This is a genomic window from Sodalis ligni, from assembly GCF_016865525.2.
GTDB lineage: Bacteria > Pseudomonadota > Gammaproteobacteria > Enterobacterales > Enterobacteriaceae > Acerihabitans > Acerihabitans ligni.
In genome coordinates, this window is sequence record NZ_CP075169.1 from 3,071,449 (window position 1) to 3,088,099 (window position 16,651).

11 protein-coding genes, 1 other RNA gene and 3 pseudogenes are annotated in these 16,651 nt (G+C 55.1%); 10 read left to right on the forward strand and 5 right to left on the reverse strand.

Annotated elements, in window-relative coordinates; translation table 11 throughout:
* Positions 1 to 120: 120 nt before the first annotated feature.
* Positions 121 to 225: antisense sRNA RprA (gene rprA / locus GTU79_RS14250), an RNA gene on the reverse strand.
* A gap of 312 nt (positions 226 to 537) precedes the next feature.
* A complete protein-coding gene (gene ydiK, locus GTU79_RS14255) occupies positions 538 to 1,638 on the reverse strand; it encodes an AI-2E family transporter YdiK (protein WP_214514077.1) in 1,101 nt (366 codons plus the stop codon).
* Between the two features lie 266 nt (positions 1,639 to 1,904).
* Here ydiK and ydiJ point away from each other — a divergent pair.
* Both ydiJ and GTU79_RS14265 read left to right on the forward strand, forming a co-directional pair.
* A pseudogene (ydiJ, locus tag GTU79_RS14260) lies at positions 1,905 to 4,957 on the forward strand (D-2-hydroxyglutarate dehydrogenase YdiJ).
* Complete coding sequence (locus tag GTU79_RS14265; protein ID WP_132921608.1) at positions 4,957 to 5,376, forward strand: hotdog fold thioesterase; 420 nt, start codon at positions 4,957 to 4,959, stop codon at positions 5,374 to 5,376. Before ydiJ ends, GTU79_RS14265 begins: the two are co-directional and overlap by 1 nt.
* A gap of 27 nt (positions 5,377 to 5,403) precedes the next feature.
* On the opposite strand, the pseudogene GTU79_RS14270 reads toward GTU79_RS14265, so the two are convergent.
* Positions 5,404 to 6,613: pseudogene (locus GTU79_RS14270) on the reverse strand (MFS transporter).
* A 766-nt stretch (positions 6,614 to 7,379) separates the two neighbouring features.
* Here GTU79_RS14270 and sufA point away from each other — a divergent pair.
* From sufA to GTU79_RS14310, 8 genes and pseudogenes are all read left to right on the forward strand, one after another.
* On the forward strand, positions 7,380 to 7,751 hold the full coding sequence (sufA, locus tag GTU79_RS14275) for a Fe-S cluster assembly scaffold SufA (protein WP_132921606.1): 372 nt from the start codon (positions 7,380 to 7,382) through the stop codon (positions 7,749 to 7,751).
* A gap of 14 nt (positions 7,752 to 7,765) precedes the next feature.
* Positions 7,766 to 8,506: a SufB/SufD family protein gene (locus tag GTU79_RS30995; protein WP_214514209.1), complete on the forward strand. Its 741-nt coding sequence runs from the start codon at positions 7,766 to 7,768 to the stop codon at positions 8,504 to 8,506.
* Positions 8,440 to 9,270, forward strand: a complete 831-nt coding sequence (gene sufB / locus GTU79_RS14285) for a Fe-S cluster assembly protein SufB (RefSeq protein WP_214514078.1) — start codon at positions 8,440 to 8,442, stop codon at positions 9,268 to 9,270. Before GTU79_RS30995 ends, sufB begins: the two co-directional genes overlap by 67 nt.
* Positions 9,271 to 9,336: 66 nt before the next feature.
* Positions 9,337 to 10,083, forward strand: coding sequence for a Fe-S cluster assembly ATPase SufC (gene sufC, locus GTU79_RS14290; RefSeq protein WP_132921604.1), 747 nt, complete (start codon positions 9,337 to 9,339; stop codon positions 10,081 to 10,083).
* The gene (sufD, locus tag GTU79_RS14295; protein WP_214514079.1) at positions 10,058 to 11,356 is read left to right on the forward strand and encodes a Fe-S cluster assembly protein SufD; all 1,299 of its coding nucleotides are present in this window, start codon (positions 10,058 to 10,060) and stop codon (positions 11,354 to 11,356) included. The genes sufC and sufD overlap by 26 nt, the downstream gene beginning before the upstream one ends.
* Positions 11,340 to 12,563 carry a cysteine desulfurase SufS gene (gene sufS / locus GTU79_RS14300; RefSeq protein ID WP_203521435.1) on the forward strand — a complete coding sequence of 408 codons (1,224 nt, stop codon included), beginning with the start codon at positions 11,340 to 11,342 and terminating at the stop codon, positions 12,561 to 12,563. The genes sufD and sufS overlap by 17 nt, the downstream gene beginning before the upstream one ends.
* A gap of 27 nt (positions 12,564 to 12,590) precedes the next feature.
* Positions 12,591 to 12,992: pseudogene (gene sufE / locus GTU79_RS14305) on the forward strand (cysteine desulfuration protein SufE); the annotation flags it as partial.
* A gap of 359 nt (positions 12,993 to 13,351) precedes the next feature.
* A complete protein-coding gene (locus GTU79_RS14310) occupies positions 13,352 to 14,383 on the forward strand; it encodes a L,D-transpeptidase family protein (protein WP_203521433.1) in 1,032 nt (343 codons plus the stop codon).
* Between the two features lie 205 nt (positions 14,384 to 14,588).
* Here GTU79_RS14310 and GTU79_RS14315 read toward each other — a convergent pair whose 3' ends face one another.
* Both GTU79_RS14315 and pykF read right to left on the reverse strand, forming a co-directional pair.
* The gene (locus tag GTU79_RS14315; RefSeq protein ID WP_203521432.1) at positions 14,589 to 14,825 is read right to left on the reverse strand and encodes a major outer membrane lipoprotein; all 237 of its coding nucleotides are present in this window, start codon (positions 14,823 to 14,825) and stop codon (positions 14,589 to 14,591) included.
* Between the two features lie 429 nt (positions 14,826 to 15,254).
* Positions 15,255 to 16,613: a pyruvate kinase PykF gene (gene pykF, locus GTU79_RS14320; RefSeq protein WP_214514081.1), complete on the reverse strand. Its 1,359-nt coding sequence runs from the start codon at positions 16,611 to 16,613 to the stop codon at positions 15,255 to 15,257.
* Positions 16,614 to 16,651 lie beyond the last annotated feature (38 nt).

The window sequence follows — 16,651 nt, forward strand, 5'->3', positions numbered from 1 at the left end:
CGGGAAAAACAGCCGGGCATGCCCCGGCTGTTTTGTATTAGGCGGTGTATTAGGTTGTGTATTAGCTTAAAAAAAATTGAACAGAATAAATTAATTTAAGTAAGAACGTTATTTGGTGGAATAAAAAAAAGCCCATCCTATGAGACGGGCAAAGACTACACACAGCAATTCATTTAACTCAGGGGAAACCGTGATGTAAAATCAGAGAGTTGAGTTAATTGATGCCCCAATGATATGAATTGCAGGGCATTGAGTCATTAAGAATCATCCTAATCATTGAATACTAATTAATTATTATCAATATAATAAGAAATATGTCTGATGCCCAGAACAATCGCGGCCATTATATCTTCTGACCGGAAATAGAGACAGTGCAGGAATAATAAGGCTGATAGAGGAATTAATCCGGAAAATCCAAAGGAGCTTTCTGATATGGAACCCGGCGTCGATATCGCCGACGCCGGGCGTGGATGGGTACTTAGCCGGCCTTGCCCGCTACGAGCCGCCGGCGGTTGCGGTCATAACCGCAACCGTGCCTTAAGGGATATCCCGCAGGTGTTTACCCGGATCGTGTATTTCACCGGGCTCCGGCGCTTCGTGAACCCAGGCAAAGCACAGGCGATAGGATACCGCCAGCACCACGGGACCAATAAACAGCCCGATCATGCCGAAGGCGAGCAATCCGCCGATAACGCCGCACAGCACCAGGAGAATAGGTAAATCCGCCCCCATGCGGATAAAGACCGGCCGCAGGAAATTATCCAGCGTGGCTACTACGCAGCTCCATATCAGCAGCAGGGTGCCCCAGGTGGTCTCACCGCTCCAATAGAGCCAGATCATGGCGGGAATCAAGACCAGCAAAGGGCCAAGCTGGGCGATGCACAGAATAAACATCACGATGGTCAGGATGGTGGCAAAGGGGATGCCGGCCACCGCCAGGCCTATTCCTCCCAGCACCGCCTGGACAATGGCGGTTAACACCACCCCCAGCGCCCCCGCGCGGATGGCCTGCGCCGCCAGCAGCACAGAGGCGTCTCCCCGTTCGGCTCCCAAACGGATGGCGAAATGGCGCACCGCCAGTCCCACCCGCTCACCGCGGATATACAGCAGGACGCTGAACAGGATCATCAGGCCGCAATGAATGAGAAAGCTGCCCACCTGCGCCACCTGCGCCAGCAGCCAGGTGGCCGATTGGCCGATATAGGGGTGCACTTTGCTCGTGAGCAGGCTGCCGCCGCCGGAGATCATGGCCTGCCAGCCGGAATAAAGCTTGTGGCCCACCAGGGGGATATCGTGCAGCCAATGCAGTGTCGGCAAGGTTAATCGATTCGGCTGGGTGGCCCAGGCAAGCAGTGGAGCGCTGTTGTCAATCAGGCTGCTCACCAAAAAGGATACCGGCAGTACAAAAAGCAGCAGCAGCAAAATGGTCATCGCCAGGACCGCCAGTGAGCGTCGTCCCCAAAACAGGTTTTGTAATCTTATCAGCAGCGGCCAGGTGGCAATCACCACCATGCTGGCCCAGGCGAATCCCAGGATAAAAGGCTGTACCACCCAAAAGCAGGCCAGGCTCATCAGCGCGATAAACGCAACGCCGAACAGCATTCTGGGCAGATCGATCAGTTGACGCGGGTAATCCATGTAAGCGTTTTCACCTCAGTTAACAGGCAGGTCAAGAGATATACTAGGTCCTTCGGCTACAGCCTTAATGATGCGTTATTTCACGCTTTTTGACAGCTTGCGCTAAAAACTTTAACGCCGATATTACAGTGATTCCCTGTATGCCGATGTGAACGGGCTCCGCAGGAGAAGATTTTTCCTCACAGCGCGCAAGGTAAAAAGAAATATGATAAAACAACCCTACCATGCCGATACCACTCACTTTCGAAAAAACAGGCTCACCGTTAATGATTCCTCAGATTTCCCAGGCCCCTGGGCTTGCCAAACCGGTAATTGATTTTCTCCATGAACTGAAATTCAACGGCTTTGCCGGCGACAGCGCCACCAGTTATGCCGACCGGCTCACCATGGCCACCGATAACAGCGTTTATCAATTATTGCCCGACGCGGTGGTTTTTCCCCGCAGCACAGATGATGTGGCGCTTATCGGCAAGCTGGCGGCAGACCCGCGGTTCGCCTCGATCACTTTCACCCCCCGCGGCGGTGGAACCGGCACCAACGGCCAGTCTCTCAATACAGGTATCGTAGTGGATATGTCCCGTTATATGAATCGCATCCTGGACGTGAATACCGAGCAAGGCTGGGTCAAAGTGGAAGCGGGGGTCATCAAGGATCAGCTGAATCTGTTTTTAAAGCCGCTGGGGTATTTTTTCGCTCCCGAATTATCCACCAGTAATCGCGCCACCCTTGGCGGCATGGTGAATACCGATGCCTCCGGGCAGGGGTCGCTGGTGTATGGCAAGACTTCGGATCATGTTCTGGGCCTGCGTGCGGTGCTGTTGGGCGGCGAGCAGATTGAGACCCGCGCCATGAGCATTGCCGACGCCGAGGAGCTTGCCGCCGGGGAGGGAGCTGCGGGGCGTATTTACCGCACGGTGCTGGACAGCTGCCGGGCGCGGCGGTCGCTGATTCTGGAAAAATTCCCCAAGCTTAACCGGTTTCTCACCGGTTATGATTTGCGCCACGTCTTCAGCGACGATATGCAGACCTTCGATCTGGGCCGGATTCTCACCGGATCGGAAGGGACGCTGGCCTTTATCACCGAAGCCCGGCTGGATATCACGCCGCTGCCGAAAGTCCGGCGGCTGGTGAATATCAAATACGACTCTTTCAATTCCGCGCTGCGCAGCGCGCCTTTCATGCTGGAAGCCCATGCATTGTCGGTGGAAACCGTCGACTCCAAGGTGCTAGACCTGGCGCGGGAAGACATCATCTGGCATTCGGTGAAAGAGCTGATACAGGACGTACCGGGGCGGGAGGTATTGGGACTGAATATCGTCGAGTTCGCCGATGACGATCTTTCCCTTATCAACCAGCAGTTGGCCGCCCTGTGCCAAAGATTGGACGGGCTGATGGCCGCGCGGCAGGAAGGGGTTATCGGTTACCAGATCTGCGATCGGCCGGCGGATATCGAGCGTATCTACGCCATGCGTAAAAAAGCGGTGGGGTTGCTGGGCAACAGCAAAGGGCCCGCCAAGCCTATCCCGTTCGCCGAGGACACCTGCGTACCGCCGCAGCATCTGGCCGACTATATTGTCGAGTTCCGGCAATTGCTCGACAGCCATCATCTGCAATACGGCATGTTCGGCCACGTGGATGCCGGGGTGCTGCACGTCAGGCCGGCGCTGGATATGTGCGATCCGGCGCAGGAAGTATTGATGAAAACGCTGTCGGATCGGGTGGTCGCCCTCACCGCCAAGTACGGCGGGCTGCTATGGGGCGAGCACGGCAAGGGTTTTCGCGCCGAGTACAGTCCGGCATTTTTCGGCGAAACGCTTTATGAAGAATTGAGAAGAATAAAATCGGCGTTTGATCCCTATAACCGCCTCAACCCCGGTAAAATCTGCTCTCCGCTGGAGAGCAGCGCGCCGATGAAAACCGTCGACGGGGTGAAACGGGGCGCTTATGACCGGCAAATCCCCATTGCGGTCCGGAACTCTTTTCGCGGCGCGATGGAGTGCAACGGCAACGGGCTTTGTTTCAATTTCGATGCCCGCAGTCCCATGTGTCCGTCGATGAAAATTACCGGTGACCGCATCCATTCGCCCAAAGGGCGGGCGACGCTGGTACGGGAGTGGCTGCGGCTGCTGGCGGAGCAGGGGGTGGACCCGCTGGAGCTGGAAAAGAATCTGCCCGCCGGGATGGCGAGCCTGCGCGATTTGGTGGCGCGGGCGCGCAACAGCCGGCGGGCCGATCGCGGCGAATATGATTTTTCCCATGAGGTCAAAGCGGCCATGTCCGGCTGTCTGGCCTGCAAGGCCTGTTCTACCCAATGTCCTATCAAGATTGATGTGCCGGGATTTCGGTCGCGTTTTCTCCAGCTTTATCACAGCCGCTATCTGCGCCCCTTGCGCGATCACCTGGTGGCCGGCGTGGAAAGCTATGCGCCTTTGATGGCGCGAGCGCCGTCATTTTTCAATTTTTTTCTAAAACAGCCCTGGTTGAATGAATTGAGCCGCAAACGCATCGGCATGGTGGATTTGCCACTGCTGTCGGCCCCTTCGCTGCGCGCGCAGCTGGCGGGGCATCGCGCCGCCGATACCACGCTGGAACAGCTGGAAGCCATGAGCGCCGAACAGCGGCAAGGACATGTGCTGGTGGTGCAGGATCCCTTTACCAGCTATTACGATGCCGGCGTGGTGACGGATTTTATCCGGCTGGTGGAAAAGCTGGGCTTTAAACCGGTGCTGCTGCCTTTTCGCCGAACGGTAAAGCCCAGCACATCAAAGGTTTTTTGCAGCGCTTTGCCAAAACCGCCGCCAAAACCGCCGATTTTCTTAACCGTACCGCGCTGCTGGGCTTGCCCATGGTGGGTGTGGACCCGGCTCTGGTCCTTTGCTATCGCGATGAATACCGGGAGGCGCTGGGTGACGGGTTGGGAAATTTCAAGGTTATGCTGGTACATGAATGGTTGATGGGCCTGCCGCAGACCCTGTCCCCGGCGCCGTCAGCGGAAAATACCTGGTATCTTTTCGGCCACTGCACCGAATCCACCGAACTTCCCGCCAGCGGCCAGCAATGGGCGTCCATCTTTTCCCGCTTCGGCGCCCGGCTGGAGAACGTCAGCGTCGGCTGCTGCGGCATGGCCGGCACCTATGGCCATGAAAGCGCCAATGTGGAAAATTCTTTGGGTATTTATGCCCTCTCCTGGCAGCAGCCCCTGCAGCGTTTGCCGCGGACGCGTTGTCTGGCCACCGGCTACTCCTGCCGCAGCCAGGTGAAACGCATCGAAGGTGAGGGCATTCGCCATCCTTTACAGGCTTTACTGGAGATCATGTGATGATTTGGAAACGACCGGCCTCCCTTGAGGGTCTTAATCAACATAGCCGGAATACCCTGGTCGCCCATCTGGGCATTGTCTATACCCGTATCGGCGACGACGAACTGGAAGGGGTGATGCCGGTGGACGACCGGACCCGTCAACCGTTCGGCTTGCTGCACGGCGGCGCTTCGGCGGTGCTGGCGGAATCCCTGGGCTCGGTGGCGGGTTATCTTTGTACCGAAGGCGGGCAGCGGGTGGTGGGGCTTGAAATCAACGCCAATCACCTGCGCGGCGTTACGGAGGGCAGCGTACGCGGCGTCTGCCGCCCCCTACACGTCGGGCGCACCCACCAGGTCTGGGATATCCGCATTCATGACGACCAACAAAGATTGACCTGTATCGCCCGCCTCACCACGGCGGTGCTGGAACCACGCTAAGCTGACCCTGGCGGAGCCGTTGGCCGCTTAACCCTGCTGACGGGCGTGCGCGCCGGCGCGGAACTTCAGTCGCACCATCAGCAACGCGGCGAGGGCGGCCATCATTGCCGCGCACAGGTAAAGATAGGACATGCCCAAATGGGACATGACAAAGCCCGCGGCCGGGCCCGCCAGGCTCAGTCCGAGATCGAGGAAAGCGGAATAGGTGCCCAGGGCGGTGCCCTGGTTTTGCGGCGGGACCTGTTTAACCGCTTCCACCCCAGCGCCGGAAATACCAGGAAAATCCCGCACCGGTGAGCAGTGCGCCCAAATCCGCCACCATGGCGTCGGGCGCCGCCCAAATCAGTAATAATCCCCGCATCCCGCAAAAAAACGACAGGAGCGAGACGGTCAGTCCACCGTAAATGTTAATAACATTGCCGGAAATCAACCTTACGCCGACAAAGGCACAGCTCATTAGCGTCAGGGAAAACGCCGCTCCGCTCCAGCCGAGATCGGCGAAATAGAGCGTGATAAAACTGACAATCACCCCAAAGCCCATGGTACCCAGACCCAATCCGAGGCCATAGGGCCAGATTTTGCCCACCACGGTGGTGAATGCGATGCGCTTTCCGGTAACGATGGAGACTGCCGGTTTGCGCAGCGCCACCGCCCAGGCGCCAAGGCCAATGAAAAGCACAAACACGCCCACCGCCCCGATCCCGCCGAGCGAGTTGAGCCAAACGCCGAGGGGGGCGCCGATGGCGATGGCGCCATAGGTGGCTACGCCGTTCCAGGATATGACTCGGGCGGTATGGAACTGGCCGACCCGGGCGATGCCCCAGAGCGTGGAGCCGGTGCTGGCAAAGCTCTCGCCGATGCCCAGCACCAGCCTGCCGATGAACAGCAGCCCGAGGCTGCTCCAGGGTGTTGCCGTCATCCAGGCGGCCAAAAGATACATCAGTCCGCTGAGACCACAGCAGCTCAATCCGATCAAGACCACTTTTTTGGGTCCCAGCATGTCGGCATAGCGCCCCGCATGGGGGCGGCTGAGCAGCGTGGCGATATATTGTATACTGATTGCGAAGCCGGCGATGACGGTGTTAAAGCCCAGCCGGTTATGGGTAAAACCGGGAATAATGGCCAGCGGCAGGCCGATGGACAGGTAGCAGATAAAGGTAAAAAAGACGATGGGTATGATAAGTTTGTTGAGCTGAGGCGTGGTTAAGACGGGCTTGGGAACCGCTGACGAAGGCATAAGCGTGAGAGATCCGGCAATTGACTGTTTTCAATAGCATAACGCGTGCGGGCCGGACTATCTCCTTAAAAAATGCTAATAATTGTATTATTATTGCCGGCCGCCGGTCTGCCACATGGGCTAAATGGCGGAAATGTGATATAATTGTATTATAATTGTAACGAAAGAAAAGACGGTTTAGCAGGGCGGCGCCTCCCCGGCCATGAGCGGGCCGGGAGTAAACGTTCCGGGGCTTATGGCACGGATTGCTTGTTAAAAACCCTGCGCGCGGGGGTAATGTAAAGTAGTGTGGCGGGACCGGGTCTTTTTTTTGTCTATTTGTTTTTGTTTCATAAACCGAAAGGGGAAATAAAGATGGGAATTATTATTAATTAAAGCCCTGGTGCTTTATTCTGCAATACCCCTATATTTAGCGCCTGATGATGGTTCCTTGTAAAAAAATGTACAAAACCGCCACCTTCTGTTCCCCTTTCATAAAAATAATTTTTTTCGATTAATTTTTTTTTCCTGCAAAAAAAAAAGATCTGATAATTATTTTGTGGTTTTTATTTTTATCAAACTACTTTAAAATCAATATGGTATAAATATTTAGTTCATATATTATAACAACTTAAATCGTTAAAACATCGCCGCCAATCCGAATAGACCGGCATTTACCGCCGCTTTTGTCTATTCCCTGCTAAGGGCAAGGTTGCAGTGTTAATTGATATCACTAACATAGAGAGATTGCGGTTTATCAATCTTGTCATATTGAGAGGTCAGTTTTATGCAAACGGACACCGTTGAAACTTTTTCACTCGAGGATAATACCTGGCAAGGCCTGACCCTGAGCGAAGCAGCAGCCAAACAGATACGTCGCCTGGCGGAGCAGAATGCCGAAATGCGGGGGTTGCGCCTGGGTGTGAAACAATCGGGTTGCGCCGGCTTCGGCTATGTGGTGGAGATGGCTACCCGTCAAGAGGATAGCGAACTGGTTTATGAACGTGATGGGGCCCACCTCTATGTACCGCTTAAAGCCATGCCTTTTATTGACGGCACGGAAGTGGATTATGTGCAGGAAGGCCTGAATCACGTATTTAAATTCAATAATCCCAAAGCTCAGCATGCCTGCGGGTGTGGCGAAAGCTTTGGTCTTTGAGCGGATGAACCATTATGGCACGAAGCAATATTGAAACTCCCGAGCCCATCAATGCCGCGCCGGAGCCCTGGGTAAAAAGCGCTAACTATAAAGAAGGCTTTTTTACCCAACTGGTCACTGACGAGCTGGCCCATGGCATCAGCGAAGAGGTGGTGCGGGCTATTTCGGCGAAACGCAACGAACCGGAATGGATGCTGGAGTTTCGCCTTAATGCCTATCGCGCCTGGCTGAATATGGAAGAACCGCACTGGTTGAAAGCGTACTATAAGCCGCTGGACTATAACGAATACAGCTATTATTCCGCGCCTTCCTGCGGCAGTTGCGATGATAACTGCGGCTCCCAGCCGGGGGCGATGCAACAGCCCGGCGTCGACGCGGCGAACAGCTATCTCACCACCGAGGTGGAAGCGGCGTTCAACCAGCTGGGCGTACCGGTACGGGAAGGCTCGGAAGTCGCCGTGGACGCTATTTTCGACTCGGTGTCGGTATCCACCACCTATCGCGATAAGCTGGCGAAAGAGGGCATTATTTTCTGCTCCTTCGGCGAGGCCATTCACGAACATCCGGATCTGGTTCGTCAGTATCTGGGCAGCGTAGTGCCTCCCAACGATAACTTTTTCGCCGCGCTGAATTCCGCTGTGGCCTCGGACGGCACCTTTGTCTACATCCCGAAAGGGTGCGTTGTCCCATGGAGCTTTCCACCTATTTTCGCATCAATGCGGCGAAAACCGGCCAGTTCGAACGGACAATCCTGATTGCCGATGAAGACAGCTACGTCAGCTATATCGAAGGATGTTCGGCGCCGGTGCGCGACAGCTATCAGCTGCATGCCGCGGTGGTGGAGGTCATCGTCCACAAGAATGCCGAAGTAAAATATTCTACGGTGCAGAATTGGTTCGCGGGCAGCGAAACCGAGGGGCATCTTGAACTTTGTCACCAAGCGGGCACTGTGCGAAGGGAAAATTCCAAGATGTCCTGGACCCAGTCGGAAACCGGCTCGGCCATCACCTGGAAGTATCCTAGCTGTATCTTGCGCGGCGACAATTCGGTAGGGGAATTTTTCTCTGTAGCCCTGACCAACGGCAACCAGCAGGCCGATACCGGCACCAAGATGATTCACATCGGTAAAAATACCCGCTCCACCATTATCTCCAAGGGTATTTCCGCGGGTAAAAGCGAGAATACCTACCGCGGCCTGGTGAAGATTATGCCCACCGCCACCAATGCCCGTAATTACACCCAGTGTGATTCGATGCTTATCGGCAGCGAAAGCGGCGCGCACACCTTTCCTTATGTGGAAGTGCGCAACAGCACCGCCCAGTTGGAGCACGAGGCCACCACCTCGCGCATCGGCGAGGATCAACTGTTTTATTGCCGCCAGCGCGGCATCAGCGAAGACGACGCCATTTCGATGATTGTCAACGGCTTCTGCAAGGACGTGTTCTCTGAATTGCCGTTGGAATTCGCCGTGGAGGCGCAGAAACTTTTAGCCATCAGTCTTGAACATAGTGTGGGTTAAGCCATTGACCACACAGTAAGTATTCTGCCTGATTGCTGGTCTGGATAGTCGGGTAAAGGAAAAAAAATGTTAACAGTTCGTAATTTGAACGTGAGTGTGGAAGATAACAGCATCCTCAAGGGCCTGAACCTTGAAGTTAAACCCGGTGAGGTGCACGCCATCATGGGGCCGAACGGTTCCGGGAAAAGCACCTTGTCCGCCACGCTGGCGGGACGGGAAGATTACCGGGTCACCGAGGGGGAAGTGCTGTTCAAGGGCAGGGATTTGCTGACGCTGGATCCTGAGGAGCGCGCCGGTGAAGGGATTTTCATGGCCTTCCAATATCCGGTTGAAATCCCGGGCGTCAGCAACCAGTTCTTTTTACAGACGGCGGTGAACGCGGTACGCAAATATCGTGGTCAGGAACCGCTGGATCGTTTTGATTTTGCCGATTTCATCGAAGAAAAAATCGCCTTGCTGAAAATGCCGGCGGATCTCTTGACCCGGTCGGTAAACGTCGGTTTTTCCGGCGGTGAAAAAAAACGCAATGACATTCTGCAAATGGCGGCCCTTGAGCCTTCCCTCTGCATCCTGGATGAAACCGACTCCGGTCTGGATATCGATGCGCTGAAAATCGTGGCGCACGGGGTCAATACCCTGCGTAACCAAAATCGCTCATTTATTATCGTCACCCATTACCAGCGTATCCTGGATTATATCAAACCGGATCAGGTCCATGTGCTTTATCAGGGCCGCATCGTGAAATCCGGCGATTTCGCCCTGGTGAAACAGCTGGAGGAGCAAGGCTATGGCTGGCTTACCGAACAAGAATAATGCCCGGACACTGCAGCAGTGGCATCATTTATTCGAAGGCCAGAGCGTTTCCCGCTCAGCGCAATCCTACGCCCATTGGCAAAACGTGGAACGGCTGGGTTTGCCTACGCGCAAGCACGAGCAGTGGAAATACACCCCTCTGGAAGGATTGCTGTCCCATCGTTTCTCCCAGGCGCAGGCACAGTCCGTTACCCCGGAGCAGCGCGACCGGCTGAGTCTGCCGCTGGATGCCGTGCGGCTGGTGTTTATTGACGGACGGTTCGAGCCGGGCCTGAGCGACAGCGCTACCGGTTCCTGGCTTATCGACATTGAGCGCGGCGCGGCGCGCACGACCCTGCCCGAGCCTATCCAGCCGGAAATATTTTTGCATCTGACCGAGAGCCTCAGCCGCGAAACCACCCGTATCCGGCTGCCCGCCGGCAAAACGGCGGAAAAACCGCTCTACCTTCTGCATATCAGCAGCGGCGTTGACGATGCCGAAGAGCTGAATACCCTGCATTACCGACACCATGTTGATGTGGAACGCGGGGCGCAGGCCGAGGTTATCGAACATTTTGCCAGCCTGGACGGGCAGGTGCATTTTACCGGCGCCCGCCTTACCATGACGGTGGGGGATAACGCGCGGTTAAGCCATATCAAGCTGGCGTTTGAAAATCGCGCCAGTTACCACTTTGCCCATGATGATATCGTTATCGGCCGCGACGCCTTCGTACGCAGCAACAGCTTTTTGCTCGGCGCCGGTCTGACCCGTCATCAGGTAAGCGCCCGGCTTGACGGCGAGGGATCCGACCTGGCCATTAACAGCCTGCTGCTGCCGTCGGAAAATGACGTGACCGACACCCGGACGTATCTGGAGCATAACAAAGGATATTGCCTGAGCCGCCAGCTGCACAAAATCATTGCCCGCGATCGGGGCAAAGGCGTATTCAACGGTCTTATCAAGGTGGCCAAATACGCGGTGAAAACCGACGGACGGATGACCAACAATAATCTGCTGTTGGACCGGCTGTCCGAGGTGGACACCAAACCACAGCTGGAAATTTACGCTGACGACGTCAAATGCAGCCATGGGGCTACCGTGGGCCGGATAGATGATGAGCAGATGTTCTATTTACGCTCACGGGGCATTCACCGCCAGGAAGCGCAGGAGATGATTATCCATGCGTTTGCCGCCGAAATCACCGAGGCGATGGACAACCAGGTCGTGCGGAAAACCGTATTGGCCCGTATCGCCGATGCTTTGCAAGGAGGGAGTCATGTCCTATCCCATTGAACGGGTGCGTGGGGATTTTCCCATTCTGGCACGAGACGTTAACGGACAACCGCTCACCTATCTTGATAGCGCGGCCAGTGCGCAGAAACCCAATATCGTTATTGATACCGAACGGGATTATTACCGCCAGGGCTATGCCGCCGTGCATCGCGGCATCCATACCCTGAGCGCGGAAGCCACTACCCGGATGGAAGATGTCCGAGCCCAGGCGGCGCGCTTTATCAACGCGGCATCGGATGAGGAAATCATCTTTGTCAAAGGCACCACCGAGGGTATCAACCTGGTGGCCAACAGCTACGGGCGTCAATTTTTCCAGCCTGGGGATAATCTGATCCTGACGGAAATGGAACATCACTCCAATATCGTTCCCTGGCAGCTTATCGCCGCGGAACGGCAGGTGGAAGTCAGGGTATTGCCGTTGCTGGCGGACGGTACGCTGGATGAGGAAAAGCTATCCTCGCTTATTGACGATCGTACGCGGTTGCTGGCCATCACCCAGGTTTCCAATGTGCTGGGCACCGTAAACCCGTTGAAGAGGCTGATCGCACAGGCTCGCGCTGCCGCCGATCTGGTGGTGTTGGTGGACGGAGCCCAGGGCATCATGCATGGCAAAGTGGATGTGCAGGCGCTGGATTGCGATTTCTATGCCTTCTCCGGCCATAAGATTTATGGTCCGTCCGGTATCGGTATCCTGTATGGTAAAAAAGCGCTGCTGGACCGGATGCCGCCATGGGAGGGGGGCGGGTCGATGATCCAATCCGTCAGCCTGACGGAAGGCACCACCTTTCTCGAGCCGCCCTGGCGTTTCGAAGCGGGTTCTCCGAATACCGCGGGCATGATGGGCTTGGGGGCGGCGCTGAGCTATGTGGAAAGCCTGGGCCTGGATAATATCCGGCAGTACGAGGGCGAGCTGATGCACTATGCCTTGGAGTCATTGCAGCAGGTGCCGGATTTGATCCTGTATGGTCCCGCGGATCGGGCTGGGGTTATTGCGTTCAACCTGGGCAAACACCATGCCTATGATGTGGGTAGCTTCCTCGATCAGTACGGTATTGCCATTCGTACCGGCCATCATTGCGCGATGCCGCTGATGGCTTATTATCAGGTGCCGAGTATGTGTCGCGCCTCCCTGGCCCTGTATACCACCCGTGAGGACATTGATCGGCTGGTGGCCGGTCTGGTACGCGTCCGGCGTTTGCTGGGCTGAATCCGTCGCCCGTGGAGAACAAGAGTCATGGCGAATCTGCCGGATAAGAATAAACTACTGCGTAACTTTTCCCGCTGCAGTAATTGGGAAGAGAAGTATATGTATATCATTGAATTGGGCGCTCAATTGGATCCGCTGCCCTCGGGAACCCGTATTGCCGGCAATTTGATTTCCGGTTGCCAGAGCCAGGTGTGGATCGTTATGAACCGTGATCCCCAGACGGGGGAAGTGAGGTTTTTCGGCGACAGCGACGCGGCCATTGTGAAGGGACTGATTGCCACGGTATTCGTTTTTTATCACGGCCTGGCGCCTTCGGAGATTGTCGCAGAGGATGTGCGGCCCTTTTTCAGCGAACTGGCCTTGAGCCAGCATCTCACTCCGTCCCGCTCCCAGGGGTTGGAGGCCATGGTGCGCGGCATTCGGAAAAAGCCGCCGCATTTCATTAAAAGGCTACGCCTCAGTCCTCAAAATGCCCCACCGGCAGGATCCTCCTTCAACAGGTTCGTTGCACGATCGGTGATAGCGGGCCTACCATGCCATGGGCGCTCCGGCCGCCACTAGACGGCGGCTTCGACCCCATCGGCATGTTCTCCCTTTAACAGGCTCGCTGCACGATCGGTGTTGGTGGGATTGCCGCCTATTCGTATCACGTCATTTTTTTCAAATCGGCGAATTCTTATTGCAGAGATCGAACGGCTGCTGCTATTGGTGATAAACCGCGCGGCCCGTTTGAGGCTATTACGCCAGGGACACGGGATTTGAAAATAAAAAACTGCTGGGAAGACACGATGAAACGAACCTTGACATTAATAGGTTTTGCCATGGCCGCCTGCCTGGCGGGAGCTATCGGCAGCGCCGCGGCCACCGAATATCCGTTGCCGCCGCCTGACAGTCGCCTTATCGGTGAGAATACCATAGCCACGGTGGCCAATAACGGCGGTTCGCTGGAGGCGGTCGCGGCGCAATATAAAATTGGCTTATTGGCGATGCTGGAGGCCAATCCCGGCACCGATCCCTATTTGCCGACACCGGGTACCGAGCTCACCATTCCCGCGCAGATGCTGTTGCCCGATGCTCCGCGAAAAGGCATTGTCATCAATCTTGCCGAACTGAGGCTATTTTATTATCCCCCGGGGGGCAACAGCGTCATCGTTTACCCCATCGGCATCGGCCAACTGGGTCGTAATACGCCGGTCATGGTTACCTCCATCGTCAAGAAGATCACCAACCCTACCTGGACGCCGACCCCAAATATCCGCAAGCATTATCTGGCTGAGCAGGGTATTACGCTGCCGGCGGTGGTTCCGGCCGGCCCGGACAATCCCATGGGATTGTTCGCCCTGCGTCTGTCGGCGGGCGGCGGGACCTATCTTATCCACGGAACCAATGCCAATTTCGGCATCGGCATGCGGGTCAGCTCCGGGTGTATCCGGTTACGTCCCGATGATATCCAGGCATTGTTCGAGCAGGTGCCTGTCGGCACCCGGGTGCAGGTGGTGAATGAACCCATTAAGGTGGCCGTTGAACCCGACGGCAAGCGATATATGGAAGTACATCAGCCTTTGTCCCGCAACGATAAGGACGATCCGCAGACTATGCACATCGCCCTTACGCCAAAGGTGAAAAAATTCATCGGCGACAAAGCCTCGGATAAAACGGTCGCCGATGAAGCGATAGTCCGCCGCGCCGGTATGCCGATCCTGATTTCCTCCGGTATTGCCGAAGACAGTCTGCCGCCGGCCGATATGTCCGCGCCGGTACCCCAATCATCTCCCGCGGCGACCGTTAGTCGGGTTGCTGAAAGCGATGGCGCGCTCTAGCGTGTAAAGGCTGCCAAACGGCAATCCTGGCCATTGTGGGTCATTGGTCGTGTGGTGGTGTCAGTCAGAGGATAAAACAGCGCTATGAGGGGATTTGGGGCTTGCAGCGCAGCGGCAGAAAGGGTTCCTAAGGATAAACGAGAAGGCAAACCCGGCACAAAAAAAATGGCGCACAATGTGCGCCATTTTCTAAACAAGGCAGCTCTTATTTACGATAAGAGTGAGCTTGGTTATCCAAACGTTGGTTAGCACGGGCAGCGTCTTCTTTAGCAGCCTGTACGTCGGAACGAATAGCGTTCACATCGTTGCTGAGCTGGTCAACTTTCGCGTTCAGAGTTTGAACGTCAGAGGACAGCTGATCGATTTTAGCGTTGCTTGAACAGCCAGCAAGCAGAGCAGAACATAAAATTACCGCGCCCAGTACCAGTTTAGTACGATTCATTATTAATACCCTCTAGATTGAGTTAATCTCCATGTAGCATTACAAGTATTACACAAAGTATTTTCGAAAGAGAAATAATTTTACTAGTAAAACGATTAATTTCGACCGAATGCTCAAAGAAACGTCTTGTTTTACAGAGACGTTAAAAAAGAGGCTTAACTTCCAGGTGCCATAAGATAACTCTGATTAAAGGGGAGATAAAAGTATCGTTTATTTTGTGCTGTGCGGGTTGATTTTATTGGCGGGACTGGTGCGAATCGCGAGAATTAACATATTTAAGACGGTGAGCAAACAGTTGTGCAAATCTATGGCGTATACCTGTTGCTATAACAAGGCGGAGCTGGGATGAAAGCCCGTGCTTAAACCTCGAGGGTACGAACAGTCGGCAAAAACCCCAACAAGGCGGGGGCTCGGTTTAAACAGGGTGACTTACAGCTGATGGACGGAAGCGGTATTGGTGGTGCCGCTCGGCACCAGGGCTCCGGAAACCATCACTATGATGTCGCCTTTTTGCGCCAGGCCGCATTCCAGGGCCATCGCCTTGCCGATACGGTAGAAATCATCGGTTGAAGCGATCTTGTCCACCAATTGACAGGTTACGCCTTTGGTCAGCAACAGCTGGCGGGCGGTTATTTCGTTGGTGGTGAGCGCCAGGATTTCGGCTTTAGGGAAATATTTACGCACTGCTTTGGCGGATTTGCCGCCTTCGGTCGCCACGACAATCAGCGGGGCTTCCAATTTTTCAGCAGTTTCCACCGCACCGCGGCAAACCGCCTCGGTAATGCGAAGTCTGCGGCTGTCGTTGATGCTTTCGATACGGCTGGGCATAACGCGGTCGGTACGATCGCAAATGGTGGCCATGATGCTGACGGCTTCATGGGGGTATTTGCCCTTGGCGCTCTCACCGGACAGCATAACCGCATCGGTGCCGTCGATAATGGCGTTCGCCACATCACCGGCTTCAGCGCGGGTAGGGCGGGGGTTTTTGATCATGGAGTCGAGCATCTGGGTCGCGGTAATCACGACTTTACGAGAGCGATTACATTTTTCGATCATCATCTTCTGGGCGAAGATAACTTCTTCCACCGGAATTTCCACGCCCAGGTCGCCGCGAGCCACCATGATGCCGTCGGATGCTTCCAGAATTTCGTCGAAATTGTTCAGGCCTTCCTGATTTTCAATTTTCGATATGATCTGGATATGTTCGCCGCCATGCTGTTTGAGATGTTCACGGATTTCCAGAACATCAGAGCGTTTGCGGATAAATGACGCCGCGATGAAATCGACGCCTTGTTCGCAGCCGAAAATCAGGTCGCGTTTGTCTTTTTCCGCCAGGGCCGGCAGGGCAATGGAAACGCCCGGCAGGTTAACCCCTTTGTTTTCACCCAGGTCGCCGTTATTCAGGACCTTACACACCACGGTGGTATCGGTCTTTTCAGTAACGACCATGCCCAGTAAACCGTCATCCACCAAAACGGTGTTGCCGATGGAAAGATCCTGCGGGAAGCCGGTGTAGGTCACCGCAACGCGTTCCTTGTTGCCGATAACGCTTTGATCGGTGGTAAAGGTAAAGCTCTGGCCGGCCAACAGCGAAACGTCGCTGCCGTTTTCCAATTTCATGGTGCGAATTTCCGGGCCTTTGGTATCCAGGAGGATAGCCGCTTTTTTGCCCGTGTTTGCCAGGATGGATCGCAGATTCTTGATACGTTGACCATGTTCTTCATAGTCGCCGTGGGAAAAATTCAGACGCATAACGTTCATGCCGGCGTCCAGCAGTTTGGTCAGCATCTCTACGGATTCAGATTTCGGGCCTATGGTACAAACAA

Coding starts and splice junctions, on each gene's coding strand:
- GTU79_RS30995 (WP_214514209.1), top strand. CDS start 7,766: ATGGCACGAAGCAATATTGAAACTCCCGAGCCCATCAATGCCGCGCCG.
- sufC (WP_132921604.1), top strand. CDS start 9,337: ATGTTAACAGTTCGTAATTTGAACGTGAGTGTGGAAGATAACAGCATC.
- sufB (WP_214514078.1), top strand. CDS start 8,440: ATGGAGCTTTCCACCTATTTTCGCATCAATGCGGCGAAAACCGGCCAG.
- ydiK (WP_214514077.1), bottom strand. CDS start 1,638: ATGGATTACCCGCGTCAACTGATCGATCTGCCCAGAATGCTGTTCGGC.
- pykF (WP_214514081.1), bottom strand. CDS start 16,613: ATGCTGACCAAACTGCTGGACGCCGGCATGAACGTTATGCGTCTGAAT.
- GTU79_RS14315 (WP_203521432.1), bottom strand. CDS start 14,825: ATGAATCGTACTAAACTGGTACTGGGCGCGGTAATTTTATGTTCTGCT.
- GTU79_RS14265 (WP_132921608.1), top strand. CDS start 4,957: ATGATTTGGAAACGACCGGCCTCCCTTGAGGGTCTTAATCAACATAGC.
- GTU79_RS14310 (WP_203521433.1), top strand. CDS start 13,352: ATGAAACGAACCTTGACATTAATAGGTTTTGCCATGGCCGCCTGCCTG.
- sufA (WP_132921606.1), top strand. CDS start 7,380: ATGCAAACGGACACCGTTGAAACTTTTTCACTCGAGGATAATACCTGG.
- sufD (WP_214514079.1), top strand. CDS start 10,058: ATGGCTGGCTTACCGAACAAGAATAATGCCCGGACACTGCAGCAGTGG.
- sufS (WP_203521435.1), top strand. CDS start 11,340: ATGTCCTATCCCATTGAACGGGTGCGTGGGGATTTTCCCATTCTGGCA.